The 15,962-nt window shown below is 68.3% G+C and carries 13 protein-coding genes; 8 read left to right on the top strand and 5 right to left on the bottom strand.

Annotation, left to right across the window (positions count from 1 at the left end):
• Positions 1-27 precede the first annotated feature (27 nt).
• From J0I99_RS04410 to J0I99_RS04395, 4 genes are all read right to left on the bottom strand, one after another.
• Positions 28-1,965: an acetoacetate--CoA ligase gene (locus J0I99_RS04410; RefSeq protein WP_291396111.1), complete on the bottom strand. Its 1,938-nt coding sequence runs from the start codon at positions 1,963-1,965 to the stop codon at positions 28-30.
• Positions 1,958-3,136, bottom strand: coding sequence for an acetyl-CoA C-acetyltransferase (locus J0I99_RS04405; protein ID WP_291391350.1), 1,179 nt, complete (start codon positions 3,134-3,136; stop codon positions 1,958-1,960). Before J0I99_RS04405 ends, J0I99_RS04410 begins: the two co-directional genes overlap by 8 nt.
• A 117-nt stretch (positions 3,137-3,253) precedes the next feature.
• Entirely contained in the window at positions 3,254-4,030 is a 777-nt protein-coding gene (locus tag J0I99_RS04400) for a 3-hydroxybutyrate dehydrogenase (RefSeq protein ID WP_291391351.1), read from the bottom strand.
• A 144-nt stretch (positions 4,031-4,174) separates the two neighbouring features.
• Positions 4,175-5,608, bottom strand: coding sequence for a sigma 54-interacting transcriptional regulator (locus tag J0I99_RS04395; protein ID WP_291396109.1), 1,434 nt, complete (start codon positions 5,606-5,608; stop codon positions 4,175-4,177).
• Positions 5,609-5,836: 228 nt separating this feature from the next.
• Here J0I99_RS04395 and J0I99_RS04390 point away from each other — a divergent pair, with 228 nt between their 5' ends.
• The 7 genes from J0I99_RS04390 to J0I99_RS04360 all read left to right on the top strand — a co-directional run bounded on the left by J0I99_RS04390 (position 5,837) and on the right by J0I99_RS04360 (position 12,756).
• Positions 5,837-8,758: a monovalent cation/H+ antiporter subunit A gene (locus J0I99_RS04390; RefSeq protein WP_291396107.1), complete on the top strand. Its 2,922-nt coding sequence runs from the start codon at positions 5,837-5,839 to the stop codon at positions 8,756-8,758.
• Positions 8,758-9,090, top strand: a complete 333-nt coding sequence (locus J0I99_RS04385) for a Na+/H+ antiporter subunit C (RefSeq protein WP_291396105.1) — start codon at positions 8,758-8,760, stop codon at positions 9,088-9,090. The genes J0I99_RS04390 and J0I99_RS04385 overlap by 1 nt, the downstream gene beginning before the upstream one ends.
• Positions 9,090-10,685: a monovalent cation/H+ antiporter subunit D gene (locus J0I99_RS04380; RefSeq protein WP_291396103.1), complete on the top strand. Its 1,596-nt coding sequence runs from the start codon at positions 9,090-9,092 to the stop codon at positions 10,683-10,685. Before J0I99_RS04385 ends, J0I99_RS04380 begins: the two co-directional genes overlap by 1 nt.
• Positions 10,682-11,161, top strand: coding sequence for a Na+/H+ antiporter subunit E (locus tag J0I99_RS04375; RefSeq protein WP_291391356.1), 480 nt, complete (start codon positions 10,682-10,684; stop codon positions 11,159-11,161). The genes J0I99_RS04380 and J0I99_RS04375 overlap by 4 nt, the downstream gene beginning before the upstream one ends.
• Entirely contained in the window at positions 11,158-11,439 is a 282-nt protein-coding gene (locus J0I99_RS04370; protein ID WP_291396100.1) for a K+/H+ antiporter subunit F, read from the top strand. The genes J0I99_RS04375 and J0I99_RS04370 overlap by 4 nt, the downstream gene beginning before the upstream one ends.
• Entirely contained in the window at positions 11,436-11,807 is a 372-nt protein-coding gene (gene mnhG, locus J0I99_RS04365; RefSeq protein WP_291391358.1) for a monovalent cation/H(+) antiporter subunit G, read from the top strand. The genes J0I99_RS04370 and mnhG overlap by 4 nt, the downstream gene beginning before the upstream one ends.
• A gap of 79 nt (positions 11,808-11,886) precedes the next feature.
• On the top strand, positions 11,887-12,756 hold the full coding sequence (locus J0I99_RS04360) for a universal stress protein (protein WP_291396098.1): 870 nt from the start codon (positions 11,887-11,889) through the stop codon (positions 12,754-12,756).
• Between the two features lie 36 nt (positions 12,757-12,792).
• Here the strand turns inward: J0I99_RS04360 and J0I99_RS04355 are convergent, their stop codons facing one another.
• Positions 12,793-13,503, bottom strand: a complete 711-nt coding sequence (locus tag J0I99_RS04355; RefSeq protein ID WP_291396096.1) for a Crp/Fnr family transcriptional regulator — start codon at positions 13,501-13,503, stop codon at positions 12,793-12,795.
• Between the two features lie 161 nt (positions 13,504-13,664).
• On the opposite strand from J0I99_RS04355, the gene J0I99_RS04350 reads away from it, so the two are divergent.
• Positions 13,665-15,899, top strand: coding sequence for an EAL domain-containing protein (locus J0I99_RS04350; protein ID WP_291396094.1), 2,235 nt, complete (start codon positions 13,665-13,667; stop codon positions 15,897-15,899).
• The last annotated feature ends 63 nt before the right edge of the window (positions 15,900-15,962 follow it).

Raw genomic sequence — 15,962 nt, 5'->3', positions numbered from 1 at the left:
CAATGGCCCGAGCTGCGCCCTTGTCGGTCAGCCCGCGAGTGCGGGCAGGTCGCGATAAAGCGCGAGGCATTCGGGATTGGCGAGCGCCGTGTCGTTGGCGATGGGCCGGCCGTGGATGGTGTCCCGCACCGCGACCTCCGAGATCTTGCCCGAGCGGGTGCGCGGGATTTCGGCGACGGCGATGATGCGGGCGGGGACGTGGCGGGGCGTCGCGCCGGTGCGGATGCGCTGGCGGATCAGTTGGGCGAGGTCATCGGTGAGGCGCGTCCCGTCGCGCAGGCGGACGAAAAGCACGATGCGCTGGTCGCCTTCCCACTCCTGCCCGACGGCGATGGCCTCGAGCACCTCGGGGATGGTTTCGACCTGGCGATAGATCTCGGCGGTGCCGATGCGCACGCCGCCCGGATTGAGGGTCGTATCGGAGCGGCCCTGGATGACGAAGCCGCCGGAGGGGCGCTGCTCGGCGAAATCGCCGTGCGCCCAGACGCCGGGGAAGCGCTCGAAATAGGCGGCGCGATAGCGCTGGTTGTCGGTGTCGCCCCAGAAGCCGAGCGGCATCGAGGGATGGGCGGCGCGGCAGACGAGTTCGCCCGGCTCGCCGGCGAGCGGGTGGCCGGCGCCGTCGTAGGTCGCCACATCCATGCCGAGCATCGGGCCCTGCAACTCGCCGCGACGGACGGGAAGGGTCGGCACCCCGCCGAGGAAACAACCGCAAATGTCGGTGCCGCCCGAAATCGAGGCAAGATGGAGGTCGGTCTTCCAGTCCTGGTAGACGTGGTCGAAGCTGTCGGGCAGGAGTGGCGAACCGGTGGAGAGGATGACGCGCAGGGCGGTCAGCCGGTGCGTGTCGCGCGGGCGAAGCCCGGCCTTGCGGCAGCCGTCGATATACTTCGCGGAGGTTCCAAAGATGTCGATCCGCTCGGCGTCGATCAGGTCGGGCAGCCTTGCGGGCCCGGGATAGGTCGGGTTGCCGTCGAAGGTGACGAGCGTGGCGCCGGCGGCCAGGCCCGATACCAGCCAGTTCCACATCATCCAGCCGCAGGTGGTGTAGTAGAACAGCCGGTCGCCGGTCCGGACGTCGCAATGCAGCACCTGCTCCTTCATGTGCTGGAGCAGCAGGCCGCCGGCGCGGTGGACGATGCACTTGGGCTTGCCGGTGGTCCCCGACGAGAACAGGATCGCCAGCGGGGCGTCGAACCCCTGTCGATGATAGGCGATGGGGGCAGGGGCAAAGGGGGCGATCCAGTCGCCGAGCGTGATGGCCGGACGTACATAGGTTGCGCGGGAGGGGCGCTCGCCGAGCAGCACGATCTGCCGGATGTCGGCGGCCTCGGCGACGGCATTGATGCTGGCAGCGATGTCGAAGCGCTTGCCGGCATAGCCGTAGCCGGGGACCGCGAGGAGCAATGTCGGGCCGACCTGGCCGAGGCGGTCGGCGGCGCCGGACGGGCCGAAATCGGGCGAGCATGAGGCCCAGACCGCACCGATCGCCGCCGAGGCGAGATATGCAGCGATGGCCTCGATATCGTTGGTGACGATGGCGGCGATGCGGTCGCCGGGGCCTACTCCCGAAGCGGTCATCGCCTGCGCCATGCGCGAAACGAGCGCCTCGAGCTCGCTCCGACCCAGCTCGCGGCGGGTGCCGTCGTCGCGGTGGGCGATGATGGCGGGGCCCGGGCCGGGGCGGGCGAGAAGGTTCTCGGCATAGTTGAGCGAGGCTTCGGGGAAGAAGCGGCTCGAGATCTGGTCGGGGCCGGGAGCCCAGGCGCGGCCGCCCTTGGCGCCGACAACGCCGAGAAAGTCCCACAGCAGCGAGTAGAACGCTTCGGGCTCGGTGACCGACCAGCGGTGAAGGCCGGCATAGTCGGTCGGGGCAAAGCCGGCCCGGGTGGCGAAGCGGGCGAGCGCGGTCGCGGCCACCCGTTCGGACGAGGGCTGCCAGAGGATGTCGGTTGTGTCAGTCACGCTGCACCGCCAGGGCAATGCCCATGCCGCCGCCGATGCAGAGCGTGGCGACGCCACGCCGCGCATCCCGCCTCGCCATCTCGTGCAGCAGCGTCACCAGGATGCGGGCGCCCGAGGCGCCGATCGGGTGGCCGAGCGCGATGGCGCCGCCATTGACGTTGACGCGGTCGGGGTCGAGCCCGAGCTCCGAGACCACGGCGAGGCTCTGGGCCGCGAAAGCTTCGTTGATCTCCCACAGCTCGACATCGGCGGCAGACCACCCGGCCCGCTCGAGCGCCTTGCGGCTGGCTGGAATGGGGCCGAGGCCCATCAGCTGCGGATCGACGCCGGCATGGGCCCAGGCGGCGATGCGGCCGAGAGGCTTCAGGTTGCGGCGTTCGGCTTCGTCCCCGGCCATCAGCACCAGCGCTGCAGCGCCGTCGTTGATGCCCGAGGCATTGGCGGCCGTGACGGTGCCGCCATCGAGGAAGGCGGGCTTGAGCCGGGCCATGGCCTCGAGCGTCGCATCGTGGCGGATATGCTCGTCGGCGTCGACCGTCACCGGGCCCTTGCGCGCCTCGATGGTGACGGGGGCGATCTCGGCGGCGAAGCGCCCTGCCCGGCTGGCGGCCGAGGCCTTGTGCTGGCTGGCGAGGGCAAACGCGTCCTGCGCCGCGCGGCCGATCTGGTGGGCGCGGGCAACGTTCTCGGCCGTCACGCCCATCGGGTAACCGTAGAAGGCGTCGTTGAGGCCGTCGCTCGCCACGGTGTCGCGCAAGGTGATGTCGCCGAGCTTCCGGCCCTGGCGCAGGGGCGCGACATGGGGCGCATTGCTCATCGATTCCTGCCCGCCGGCGACAACGATGCCGGCGCTGCCGGTCGCGACCTGCTGGTGGGCAAGCACCACCGCGCGAAGCCCCGAGCCGCAGACCTGGTTGACCAGGGCGGCGGGGGCGGAGTCGGGCAGGCCGGCGCGCCGAGCCGCCTGCCGGGCCGGGTTCATGCCCTGCCCACCGGTCAGCACCTGGCCAAGAATGGTTTCCTCGACCAGGTCGGCGCCGATGCCCGCATCGGCGAGGGCGGCCCGGATGGCGATGGCGCCGAGTTCGTGGCCGGCGAGCGGGCTGAGCGCGCCGTTGAGCGAGCCGATGGGAGTGCGCCGTGCTGCGACGATGACGGTTGCGGCGGTCATGGGCTCAGAGCGAATTCCTGGTCAGCCAAGCGATAGCGCCAATGGCGCCGTGACGGAAGGGCTGGATGGCCGGTGGCGGCCCGGAGCGCCGCAACCCGCGGCTGTTGTCGTGCACTCTCATCTGGCGGTCCAGCCGCCGTCGATCGAAATGGCCGAGCCGGTGATCGAGCGGGCCATGTCGCCGCACAGGTACGCGGCGAGCTCGGCGATCTCCTCGGGTTGCACGAAGCGGCGTGTCGGCTGCGGGGCGAGCATGACCTTGCGGATCACCTCCTCCTCGCTCATCCCGTGCACGCGCGCCTGGTCGGCCACCTGCCTGGCGACCAGGGGCGTCCATACATAGCCGGGGCAGATGGCGTTGACGGTAACGCCCTTCTCGGCCGCCTCGAGGGCCACGGTCTTGGTGAGCCCGACGACGCCGTGCTTGGTCGCCACGTAGGCGGACTTGAACGGGGAGGCCCGCAGGCCGTGGGCCGAGGCGATATTGATGATGCGGCCCCAGCCGCGCTCGGCCATGCCGGGTAGCGCGGCGCGAATGGTATGGAAGGCGGAATCGAGACTTATGGCGCGGATGCGGTCCCAGTCGGCCGGCGGGAAGTCCTCGATCGCGGCGACCTTCTGGATGCCGGCGTTGTTGACCAGCACATCGAGGCGGCCGAAGGCCGCGATCACCGCGCCGACCAGGCCGAAGGCCGCCTCGGGGTCGGCGAGGTCGGCCTCGAAATAACGCGTCTCGCCGCTGCCGACCGACACCAGCGCATCGGCGACCTCGGTTTCGGGTTCGAAGCTGTTGAGCGCCACGGCATAGCCCATGCGCGCGAACTTCTGCGCGATGGCGAGCCCGATGCCGCTCGTCGACCCGGTGACCAGCGCGACCCGCCTGCTGTCCTGCACGTGCTCTCTCCCCTCGCTTTTCGGCCTGCGCCGCCGAATGCGCGTCTCAAGTTTCGTGCCAGGCGCGAAAACGCTCCGATCCCCGGGGCCGCGCATGAGGACGAGTCGGCAGGGCGTCCGGATAAGCGGACACAAATCCTGGATTCAGGACACGATGTTGTGCCGGCGCAGCTTCTCGTAGAACTGCGAGCGCGAGACGCCGAGGCGGCGCGCCGCCGCGAGCTTTTCGCCGGCGCTGGCGGCGAGCGCTGCGAGGATTGCCTCCCGCTCCGCCGCGGCGAGGCGGGTCGCGAGGTCGCCGGTACCCGCCGCAGCGGGCGGTGGGGCCGGCGGCGGCGCCGATTGCGGCATGGCGCGGCGAATGGCGGCCGCATCGAGCACCTCGGAGGGAGCCAGCGCGGCGGCCCGCTCGAGCACGTTGCGCAGTTCGCGCACGTTGCCCGGCCAGTCGTGGCATTCGAGCAGGCGAATCGCCTCGGGCAGCAGCATCCAGCCGCGCTGGCCGGGCGGGCGCATGACCTGCTCGAGCAACGTCTCGCACAGGATCGCGATATCGTCGCGACGCTGGCGCAGCGGCGGGATCAGCACCGTCAGCACGGCGATGCGATAGTAGAGGTCGGCGCGGAAGCTCCTCTCGGCCACCTTCGCCTCGAGCCGCTGTGCCGTCGCGGCGATGATGCGCACGTCGACCTTGCGCACCCTGTTGGAGCCCAGCGCCTCAACCTCCCCCTCCTGCAGCACGCGCAGGAACTTGGCCTGGATGGCCGGGGGCATGTCGCCGATCTCGTCGAGAAACAGCGTGCCGCCATGCGCCAGCTCGAACTTACCCGGGCGCGGCTTGCGGTCGGCCCCGGTATAGGCGCCGGGCGCAACGCCGAAGAACTCGGCCTCCAGCAGTTGCTCCGGTACTGCGGCGACATTGATGGCGACAAACGGCCCGTCGGCGCGGTCCGACTGCTGGTGGATGGCGTGGGCGAGAAGCTCCTTGCCGGTCCCGGTCTCGCCCAGGATGAGCACCGTGCCCTCGCGCAGGGCATAGCGGCGAACCTGCGCTTTCAGTTCCTTGACCGCATCGCTGGCCCCCACGAAGCTGGAGAGCGAATACTTGGCCTGCCGCTCGCGGGTCAGCGCCGCCTGGGCGCGGGTCAGTTGCCTGTGCAGGGTCTCGAACTTCTCGAGGATGGGCTCGAGGTAGTCGACCGTGTCGTAGAAGACGAAGCCGATGGCGCCCTCGACCGTACCGGCCTCGTCCTTGAGCGGAATGCGGCAGACGACGAACTGGCGGTCGTCGAAGCGCATGATGTCGAGCAGGGTCGGCTTGCCGGTCTCGACCACGCGGCGCATCAGCGAATGCGGGATGATCGCTTCGACCGGCAGGCCGACGGGATCGAGGTCGGGCGCCAGCTTCAGCAACTCGCGGTAGCGCTGGTCGATCCAGGTGATGCGGGAGCGGGCATCGACGATGATGGCGCCCTCGAAATAGTCGCGCAGCAGCCCGAAGGCGTTCACGGCCTGCTCGACCCCGGCAGGGCCGTGGCCGGGGACAAGGCGCGGAGGCGAGGACGACGGTGCGGACATGCAGGCTCACCGGATGCGGAGAGGACAGGGTAGCGGGCGCTGGCGGCCCCGGCAACCTGGCGCCATGCTCACCCCGACGCGCCCCGCGCCGGGCGCGCCTTGCCACCGGGCTGCAAGGTGCGCAAGCCCGGCCGGCGGGCCACGCCCGGTCAGGCGTCCCAGTTTGTCCTATCCCAACACCGCAATCATGATGTTAGTGATAGCCGACCGCGACTACCGAGATGACTGATGCCCGCCGCTGCGCTCCCCACACTCCTGCTGGCCCTGCCCTTCGTGGTCGCATTGGTCACGCTGTTCATTCCCACAGCCTGGGCGCGCAACACCGCTGCCGCGCTCGCCGGCAGCGTTGCGCTCATCGGCTTTGCGATTGTGCTCTGGCTGTATCCGGCGATTGCCGCGGGCGGGACGCTGCGGCACGAACTGGCCTGGCTGCCCGACCTGGGCCTGACCATCGTGCTGCGCCTCAACGGGTTGTCCTGGATGTTCGCCGCGATGATCACGGGCATCGGCTTTCTCGTGGTCCTCTACGCGCGCTACTACCTGCAGCCCGACGAGCCGGTGGCGCGGTTCTTCTCGCTGTTTCTCGGGTTCATGGGGGCGATGCTGGGCATCGTGCTTTCGGGCAACCTCATCCAGCTGGTCATCTTCTGGGAGCTCACCAGCATCTTTTCCTTCCTGCTGATCGGCTACTGGCACACCTACGCGAGTGCCCGGGACGGGGCACGCATGGCGCTGATCGTCACTGGCACCGGAGGCCTCGCGCTCTTTCTCGCAATGCTGCTGATCGGACACATCGTCGGCAGCTACGACATCGACACGGTGCTGGCGTCCGGCGAGGCGATTCGGAACCATCAGCTGTACCTGCCCACCCTGCTGCTGGTGCTGGTCGGCGCATTCACCAAGAGCGCGCAGTTCCCTTTCCAGTTCTGGCTGCCGCGAGCCATGGCCGCGCCGACACCGGTCTCGGCCTACCTGCATTCCGCCACCATGGTGAAGGCGGGCGTCTACCTGCTCGTGCTGCTGTCGCCGGTGATGTCGGGCACCGGACCGTGGGTGTGGATCGTCACCTATACCGGGCTTGTCACCCTGCTCATCGGCGCCTACTCGGCTGTCTTCCAGCGCGACCTCAAGGGGTTGCTCGCCTACTCGACCATCAGCCATCTCGGCCTGATCACGACACTCATCGGAATGAGCTCGCCGCTCGCCCTGGTGGCGGCGGTCTTCCACATTGCCAACCATGCCACGTTCAAGGCCTCGCTGTTCATGGCCGCCGGGATCATCGACCACGAGACCGGCACGCGTGACTTCCGCAAGCTCAGCGGACTGTTCCGCTACATGCCCTTCACCGGAACGCTCGCCACCGTCGCCGCCGCGGCCATGGCCGGCGTTCCCCTGCTCAACGGCTTCCTCTCCAAGGAGATGTTCTTCGCCGAGACCGCCCTCAAGAACGCCAATCCGTTCGTCGACGTGTCGCTGCCGTTCGTCGCGGTGCTGGCCAGCCTGTTCGCCGTGACCTATTCGGTGCGCTTCATCCACGACGTGTTCATGGGCCCGCCGCCGACCCTGCTCGACCGCGTCCCGCACGAGCCGCCGGCCCTGATGCGCCGACCGATCGAGATCCTCGTGCTGCTCTGCCTGCTGGTCGGCGTGGTCCCCGGGCTGACGATCGGGCCCTATCTCGAGACCGCCGTGCGGTCCGTCCTCGGCGCCGATACGCCCTCCTACAGCCTGGCCGTGTGGCACGGGTTCGATGTTCCGCTGATGATGAGCGCCATCGCGCTGGTCGGTGGCATCATCCTCTACCGCCTGCTGCATGGCTACCTGGCGCGGGGCGTGGATAGTCCACCCTTCATCGGCCACCTGGTCGGACCGCGCATCTTCGAGCGGCTCCTGCTGCTGCTGTCGGCGCGACTGGCCCCAGCGCTCGAGCGCCTGCTGGGGACACGGCGACTGCAACCGCAGCTCGCCCTGCTGGTCGGTCTCGCGATCGTGGCGGGGGCGATCCCGCTGCTCGCCGGGCCGATTGCGCCGGGGCTGTCGCTCGACGGCCTCGATCCGGTTCTCGCCCTGGTGTGGCTGCTCGGCAGCGTCTGCGCCGTCGGAGCCGCCATTCAGGCCAAGTACCACAGGCTGATGGCGCTGATCCTCATGGGTGGCGCGGGCCTGGCCACCGTCGTCACCTTCGCCTGGTATTCGGCGCCGGACCTGGCCCTGACGCAGATCCTCGTCGAAGTCGTGACCACCATCCTCATCCTGCTCGGCCTGCGCTGGCTCCCCAACCGGCTGGAGAATGTCCCCATCGACGTGGCGACCTCCCGCGGGGCACGGCTGCGCCGGGCGCGCGACTTCGTCATGGCGGGCGTGGCCGGGGCGGGGATGGCCTTCTTCGCCTATGCCATGATGACGAGCGATGCGCCCCAGAGCATCTCGAGGTTCTTCCTCAAGAACGCCTACGTACTGGGCGGCGGGCACAACGTCGTCAATGTCATCCTCGTCGACTTCCGCGGCTTCGATACCCTGGGCGAGATCACCGTGCTGGGGATCGTGGCCCTCACCACCTTCGCCCTGCTGCGCCGCTTCCGCCCCGCCGCCGACAGCATCGACCGGCCCGAGCAGCAGCGGATCCAGAGCCAGTACGAGGCGGCGCGCACCGACGAGGAAGGCTCGATCGTGTCCGACTTCCTGCGGGTTCCCGCCGTGATCATGCGCTGGATGTTCCCCGTCATCATCGTGCTGTCGATCTACCTGTTCCTGCGCGGGCACGACCTGCCGGGCGGCGGCTTCATCGCCGGCATCACGCTGTCGACGGGCTTCATCCTGCAGTACCTGGCGGGCGGCACGCGGTGGGTCGAAGACCGGCTCCGTATCAGGCCGACGCTGTGGATCGGAAGCGGCCTGCTGGTGGCGTTGCTGACCGGCGCAGCCGCGCTGCTGTTCGACCATCCGTTCCTGACCTCGAGCTTCCAGTATCTCGACCTGCCGATGTTCGGCCGCGTGCCCCTGGCCAGCGCTCTCGCGTTCGACTTCGGCGTGTTCGTGCTGGTGGTCGGGGCAACGGTGCTGATCCTTGTCGCCCTGGCGCACCAGTCCATCCGCAACGCCAGGCCGACCGCGCGACCAGCAGCCGGCGCATCCGGGGAGGTCCGCTGATGGAAGCCGTCATCGCCATCGGCATCGGAGTGCTCGCGGGGTCCGGCGTCTGGCTCATCCTGCGGCCGCGCACCTTCCAGGTGATCATCGGATTGTCGCTGCTGTCCTATGCAGTGAACCTGTTCATCTTCGGCATGGGCAGGTTGCGCAGCAACGCTGCGCCGATCCTGGACGGGGTTTCGGCGGTGACCGCCTATGCCGATCCCGTGCCGCAGTCGCTCGTCCTCACGGCCATCGTCATCGGCTTTGCCATGACCGCGCTTTTCCTTGTCGTGCTCCTCGCCTCGCGCGGGCTGACCGGCACCGACCATGTCGACGGGCAGGAACGCTGATGGAGCAACATCTGGCTGTCCTGCCCATTGTCCTGCCGCTACTTGCGGGTGCGGCGCTGGTCCTGATCGAGGACCGGCATCACACCGTCAAGCTGGTGATCAACATCGTCGCAACCCTGCTGCTGGTCGCGACCGGCCTGGTGCTGCTGGCGGGCTCGACCAGCGATCCGGCCCGCATCATCGCCTACCAGATCGGCGACTGGCCGGCCCCCTACGGCATCGTGCTCGTGGTCGACCGGCTATCGGCGCTCATGGTCGCGCTGACCTCGGTGCTGGCGCTCGGTGCGATCATCTTCTCGGCTGCCCGGTGGCACCGGGCGGGCCAGCACTTCCACAGCCTGTTCCAGCTCCTGCTGATGGGGCTGAACGGTGCCTTCCTCACCGGCGACCTGTTCAACCTGTTCGTCTTCTTCGAGGTGATGCTGGCGGCCTCCTATGGACTGGCCCTGCACGGTTCGGGCCGGTCGCGGGTCAAGGCCAGCCTGCACTATATCGCGATGAACCTCGCGACCTCCTCGCTGTTCCTGATCGGCGCCACCGCGATCTACGGCGTTGCGGGGACGCTGAACATGGCGGACCTCGCCGTTCGCATCCCGCTGCTGTCGGGGTCGGACCTGGCGCTGCTGCAGACGGGCGCCGCGATCCTGGGCATCGCCTTTCTGGTCAAGGCCGGAATGTGGCCCCTGGGCATGTGGCTCCCGACCACCTATGCGGCTGCGGCCCCGCCCGTCGCCGCCATGTTTGCCATCATGAGCAAGGTCGGCGTCTATGTCGTCATGCGGCTCACCTCGCTGCTGTTCGGCGAGGGTTCCGGGGCGTCGGCGCATTTCGGCGACCTGGTGCTGCAATATGGGGGCCTCGCCACCGTCGCCTTCGGCACAGTCGGTGTCCTGGCCTCGCAGGGCGTCGCGCGCATCGCCTGCTTCAGCGTGATCGTCTCGTCCGGCACGCTGCTCGCCGTCATCGGCTACGAGAATGCCGGCGTGACGGCCGGTGCGCTGTATTACCTCGTCAGCTCGACCTTGGGGCTGTCCTGCCTGTTCCTGCTGGTGGAACTGATGGAGCGCGGCCGCTCGCCGGGCGACGATGTCCTCGCGGTCACGCTCGAAGCCTATGGCGACGACGAGGATCCTGAGCACGAACAGGAGGTGGGCGTGGCCACGCCCGGATCATTCGCGGCGCTCGGCGTCGCCTTTGCCTGCTGTGCCATCCTGATCGCCGGCATGCCCCCGCTCTCCGGCTTCCTCGGCAAGTTCGCGATCATCCACGCGCTGTTCGGCATCGATGGCGGCGCCGGAATTGCGACCGGGGTCTGGGTGCTGGCCGGCGCGCTGATCGTGTCCGGGCTGGCGGCAACCGTCGCGCTCATGCGCACGGGCATCAACACGTTCTGGGTCTCGCTGGGAGGCTCCCTTCCGGCCATTCGCTGGGTCGAGATCACCCCCGTGGTGCTGCTGCTCGGCCTCGGCGTGACCCTGACGGTGTACGCCCAGCCGGTGATGGACTTCATGCAGGCGGCGGCGACCTCCCTTCATGCGCCCGGCCAGTACACGCAGCAGGTGCTGGGCGACCTGCACAACGGGGCACGGCCATGAACCTAGTGCGCTTCCCGCTGCTCTGGTTGGCTTTGCTGGCCATGTGGCTGCTGCTCAACGGCAGTGTCGCCCCGGCGCAGCTGCTGCTCGGCGTCATCGTCGCCACCCTCGCCTGCTGGGCGGTGACGCCGGTGGCACCGCCGACGTCGAGGATCCGCCACCTCGCCATCGTCGCAACGCTGGCCGGGCTCCTGGTCAGGGATGTCGTGCGATCCAACATCGACGTCCTGCGGCTGATCCTGAGCGGCAGGCCGGCGCGTTCCGCCTTCGTCAACATCCCGCTCGAGCTGACCGACGAAAACGGCCTTGCGGTGCTCGCCTGCATCGTGACGGCGACGCCTGGCAGCGCATGGATCCGGCATGACTCGAAGCGCAACGTGGTCACGATCCACGTGCTCGACACGGCTGACAAGCTTGCCTGGGCGGACGACTTCAAGCGAACCTACGAACGACGGCTGGTGGAGATTCTGCAATGATGGCTGCGGTGATCGAGGGGATGTATGTCGCCGCCCAGGTCATCCTCGCCCTGGCGATGGCGGCCGGCTGCTGGCGGCTCCTGCGTGGCCCCCGCGCCCAGGACCGGGTCCTCGCGCTCGACAGCATCTACCTCAGCGCCATGCTCCTGCTCGTCATTTTCGGGATGCGCTCGGGAGGGCTGCTCTACTTCGAGATCGCGCTCGTCCTCGGCGCGCTCAGTTTCGTGTCGACGCTGGCCCTCGCCAAATTCCTCATGCGCGGCGAGGTGATCGAATGACCGGCACATTCTCGCCGCCCGAGTGGCTGCAGGCGGTCATTGCACTGGTCGTGCTGGCTGGCGCCGTAGTGACGTTCATCGGCACTGTCGGCCTGGTGCGGCTCGCAACGTTCTACCAGCGAATCCACGCCCCGACCCTGGGCACGAGCATGGGGACGGCCCTGATCCTGCTCGCCTCGTCGCTGCACTCGTCGCTCGTGCTCGGACGGCCCGTGGTGCACGAGGTCCTGATCCTCATCATGGTCCTCGTCACCACCCCGGTGACGCTGGTGCTGCTCGCCCGTGCGGCGCTCTACCGCGACGTGGCCGAAGGCAATCCGGACGTTCCGGCCCTGCCGCGGTCCACCGAGGACGCGCCGAAGCCGTGAGCCGGTTGCGCGCGGCGCGCGGTTGGCGTTCAGTTGCAGGGCCTATGTATTGGAGACGACCTACCGGGAGGGCCTGAACATGTCCGAGGCGCCGCGCATCACGCTTGGCCACATCACGCTTGCCACCGACCTGACCGCCAGGACGGATCGCGCCTTCGATCGCGCCGTCAGCCTCGCACGGCAATGGAACGCTCGCCTGCTGATCGTGCATGCCGTCGAAGAGCGGGAACGCGTCACGGATCACCCGTCCTGGCGCCGGGGCGCCGATCCGGTGCAGGCGGCGCGCATGAAGCTGCAGTTCGACTATCCCGGCTGGGAAGGCGTCGACACGGCCATCGAAGTCAAGGTCGGCACCCCGCAGGAGGTGATCCTGGCAGCGGCGGCCCGCGAGCGGACGGACCTGATCATCACCGGCATCGCCCGCGAGGATTTCTATGGCCGTGATGACCTGGGAGCCCTGGTCCCGGTGCTGGCCCAGAAGGCGCCTGCACCGCTCCTGGTCGTCAAGAAGCGCCCGGTCGGGCCGCCGCGCCGGGTCGTCGTGGCGACCGACCTGACGGATACCTCGCATGCCGCGCTGGATCTGGCGCTGGGCCTGTTCGGGCCGGGCCGGCTGACGCTGTTCAATGCCTTCGACATCCCCTATCGCGGTCTTGCCGGCGATCGGGCAGAACTGGAGCGCACGATGCGCCCCGGGGTCATCGAGGAGTGCAGGGCGATGCTGGTGGCGGCTGCGGGTGCGGCTGCCGCCGCGCAGGTGGAGATCATCGCCGAGCTGGGAGCGCCCGCGCCCATCCTGGCGAAACTGGTCACCGACCGGGATATCGACCTGGTCGTGACGGGCACCTACGGGCACTCGGGCATCATGGATGTGCTGCTGGGCAGCACCGCGATGGACATCATGTCCCTGGTCAGCTGCGACGTGCTGGTGGCTCGCCGCAAGGTCTGACCGCCGGCCCGGCCGCCGCGCCGGACCGACGTTCCATTACACTGCGAACCTGCGGATGCGCTGGTAGCATTCGCAGGCCCGAGCCTCGAGCAGCGCCCGGTTCGCGATGGTGAGGATGCCCCTCGAGTAGTCGAGGGCCCCCTCTTCCTGCAGCCTGGAACAGGTCACGCTGACGGTGGCGCGGCGCAGTCCGAGGACTTCGGCAATTGCCTGCTGGGTGATCGCGAAGCGCTCGCTCTCCACGCGGTCATGAGCGTGCAGGAGCCAGCGAACAATCCGCTGCTCGGCCGAATGCAGGCTGTTGCAGGCGACCGACTCCATGGTCTGCGAGATGAGCAGGCGGCCATACCTGAGCATCGTCTCGCGCACGCAGATGAACTCGCTCAGCGCTTCGTCGAGATCAGCCACAGACAACCACGAGGCATATCCCGGTACCTGCCCAACAGAGGTGCTGATGGCCCGGTCGCCGCCACCCATGATCATGACAAAGCCAAGGAAACCCTCGAGCCCGATGGAGGCTTTTTCAACACTCTTGCCGTCTCCCATGTAGGCCATGAGAGAAAGGACGCCGGCATGCGGAAAGACGGCGTGCGTGAAGGCGCCGCCGTCCTTGTAGATGACTTCGCCGGCGCCAAACGGGCGCGTGACGATACGGCTGGCCATGAAATCCTGCGCAGCTGGTCGGAGCGACAACAGCAGACGATTCCGGATTTCCGTCTCACCCCAGAATATCGGTTCGTGGTTCAATCTAGTTTACTTCCGGGTAACTTCTTGAATGTACGGTCTCGTACATTGAAAAGCGCGACACCGAACACATTAACGTACGATATTATACACCAAAGGGTCCCCCGAAAACAGGCGATCGAAGATCGCCGTGGTGTTCTGCACAAGCCAGAAGGCGAGCCTGCATGCGACGTCACGCAGCGTCAGCGCAATTTCGCGCTGCATCAGACCAGGGCCTCGGTTCACTCGAGCTGCCCGCGTTTTCGGGGGATACCGGGTCCGAGGCCCGCAACGAACTCGACTCCTATCGCGCCGCCCTCAACCGACACGCGATCGTCGGCATCACCGATCGCGCCGGCACGATCACCGAAGTCAACGACCTGTTCTGCGAGATCAGCCAGTATTCGCGGGTCGAACTGATCGGCCGCAAGCACAGCATCCTCAACTCCGGGATGCACGAGCGCCAGTTCTTCTGGACGCTGTGGCGAACCATATCATCCGGCGAAACCTGGCATGGCGACATCTGCAACCGCGCCAAGGACGGCTCGCTCTATTGGGTCGATACGACGATCGTGCCGAGGCACGACCCGGCCGGGAAGATCACTGGCTACGTCTCGATCCGCTACGACATCACCCAGCGCAAGCAGGTCGAGTCGGCGTTGCTCGAAGAAAACAGGAAGCGCCAATCCGCCGAGAACCTCCTGCGCGACGTGATCGAGGCGCTGCCCAACGGCGTTGCCGCGTTCGATGCGAACGATCGCCTGATCCTGTTCAACTCGGCCTATCGCGAACTCTACCCCCGGGCAGCCGCAGTCATCGCGGAGGGCGCCAGCCTGCGCAGCATCCTCAGACATGCCCTCGAGCAGGGACAGTTCGCCGATGTTGCCGCCGACCCGTCGGTTCGCGAGGCGTGGCTTGCGGCCCGGCTGAAGGAGCACCTCGGGCCCTCGCGGCCAATCATCCAGCACCTGAGCGGCGACCGTTGGGTCCAGGTCCAGGAGCGGCGGTCGGCTTCCGGGCACGTCGTCGGCGTAGGCACGGACATCACCGAGCTCAAGCGGGCGGAGAGGCGGATCAAGGAACAGTCGGAGATCGATCCGCTGACCGGGCTCTACAACCGTCGCGTCATCGGCGACCGCCTGGCGCGGGCGCTCAAGGCGGACCACGGTTTCGCGCTCCTGCTGCTCGACCTGGACAGCTTCAAGCTCGTCAATGACACGCTCGGGCACGATGCCGGGGACGACCTGCTGATCAAGGTCGGCGCGCGCCTGCGCGGCACAGTCCGCCGGACAGACGTGATCGCCCGCCTGGGCGGCGACGAGTTCGCCCTCATCCTGAGGAACATCGAGGTCGAGGCGGACGCCCGGCGCATGGCCGAGAAGCTGCTGCGGGCACTGGCTGTCCCGGTTCGCATCGGCGGCAGGAACGTCGTGCCGTCGGGCAGCATCGGGATCGCGCTGTATCCGCGCGACGGCACGACGCCGACCGAGCTGATGAAACATGCAGATCTGGCCCTGTATCAGGCCAAGGCACAGGGACGGCGCACGTTCGCACTCTACCGGCCGGAGATGCGCAGCAGCGTCGAGCGCCTCGCGGGCGTAACGCAGGCGCTGCGTGTCGCCATCGCAAGGGATCGCATCGACGTGGCGCTGCAGCCGCAGGTCGACCTGCGCTCGGGCCGGCACGTCGGCTTCGAAGCGCTGGCCCGCTGGGAACGCGGCGCGACCCGCGTGCCGCCGTCCGAAATGATCGCTGCCGCCGAAGAGGCCGGGCTCATCGTGCAGCTCGGCTACCACCTCATCGACAAGGCGCTCGCCGCGCATCGGGACCTGCTGGACGAAGGCCTGGAGGCAGGACGGCTGGCCTTGAACGTGGCCGCGGCGCAGCTCAGGGAACCCGGCTTCGCGCGGCGCCTGCTGGCCATGGCCAAGCGCAGGCGGCTGCGCCCGGGCTGGCTCGAGATCGAGGTAACTGAGAACGTAGTGCTCGACCGCTCCGGCGAGGCGATCGCCACCACCCTGCGCGAGCTCGACGCCGCGGGGGTCAGCATTGCCCTTGACGACTTCGGCACGGGCTATGCCTCGCTGTCGCACCTCAAGCGCTTCCCCGTGCATCGGCTGAAGATCGACCGCAGCTTCATCCGGAACGTGGCCACCGACTGCGACGACGCGATCATTGCGCGCGCCATCGCCTCGCTCGCCCACAGCCTGGGGATGGAGGTTGTCGCCGAGGGCGTCGAGACCGACGAGCAGTATCGCTTCGTGGCCAGCCACGGCTGCGACTTCGCCCAGGGCTATCTGATCAGCATGCCCATGTTCCTGCCGGAGGCAAGGGCCTACCTCGTCGGGCGCGGCGACGGCGCCATCGTCGCGGCGAAGCCGGCAGGCCCGGCGCAACCGCCCGCTGCGGCGGCGGCATGAGCGGGGGGCGACCCGAAGCCGGGTTGTCGACGAGGCCGCGGCGCAGCACGTGGCGACCGGCAG

The organism is Devosia sp., assembly GCF_017307495.1.
In the GTDB taxonomy this organism is placed as follows: domain Bacteria; phylum Pseudomonadota; class Alphaproteobacteria; order Rhizobiales; family Devosiaceae; genus Devosia_A.
This window is presented reverse-complemented; position numbering and strand designations above follow the sequence as displayed.

Excerpts from the sequence above, each read along its gene's own strand:
- J0I99_RS04405 (WP_291391350.1), bottom strand. The coding sequence starts at position 3,136 with ATGACCGCCGCAACCGTCATCGTCGCAGCACGGCGCACTCCCATCGGC.
- J0I99_RS04395 (WP_291396109.1), bottom strand. The coding sequence starts at position 5,608 with ATGTCCGCACCGTCGTCCTCGCCTCCGCGCCTTGTCCCCGGCCACGGC.
- J0I99_RS04390 (WP_291396107.1), top strand. The coding sequence starts at position 5,837 with ATGCCCGCCGCTGCGCTCCCCACACTCCTGCTGGCCCTGCCCTTCGTG.
- J0I99_RS04385 (WP_291396105.1), top strand. The coding sequence starts at position 8,758 with ATGGAAGCCGTCATCGCCATCGGCATCGGAGTGCTCGCGGGGTCCGGC.
- J0I99_RS04380 (WP_291396103.1), top strand. The coding sequence starts at position 9,090 with ATGGAGCAACATCTGGCTGTCCTGCCCATTGTCCTGCCGCTACTTGCG.
- J0I99_RS04375 (WP_291391356.1), top strand. The coding sequence starts at position 10,682 with ATGAACCTAGTGCGCTTCCCGCTGCTCTGGTTGGCTTTGCTGGCCATG.
- J0I99_RS04370 (WP_291396100.1), top strand. The coding sequence starts at position 11,158 with ATGATGGCTGCGGTGATCGAGGGGATGTATGTCGCCGCCCAGGTCATC.
- mnhG (WP_291391358.1), top strand. The coding sequence starts at position 11,436 with ATGACCGGCACATTCTCGCCGCCCGAGTGGCTGCAGGCGGTCATTGCA.
- J0I99_RS04360 (WP_291396098.1), top strand. The coding sequence starts at position 11,887 with ATGTCCGAGGCGCCGCGCATCACGCTTGGCCACATCACGCTTGCCACC.
- J0I99_RS04350 (WP_291396094.1), top strand. The coding sequence starts at position 13,665 with ATGCGACGTCACGCAGCGTCAGCGCAATTTCGCGCTGCATCAGACCAG.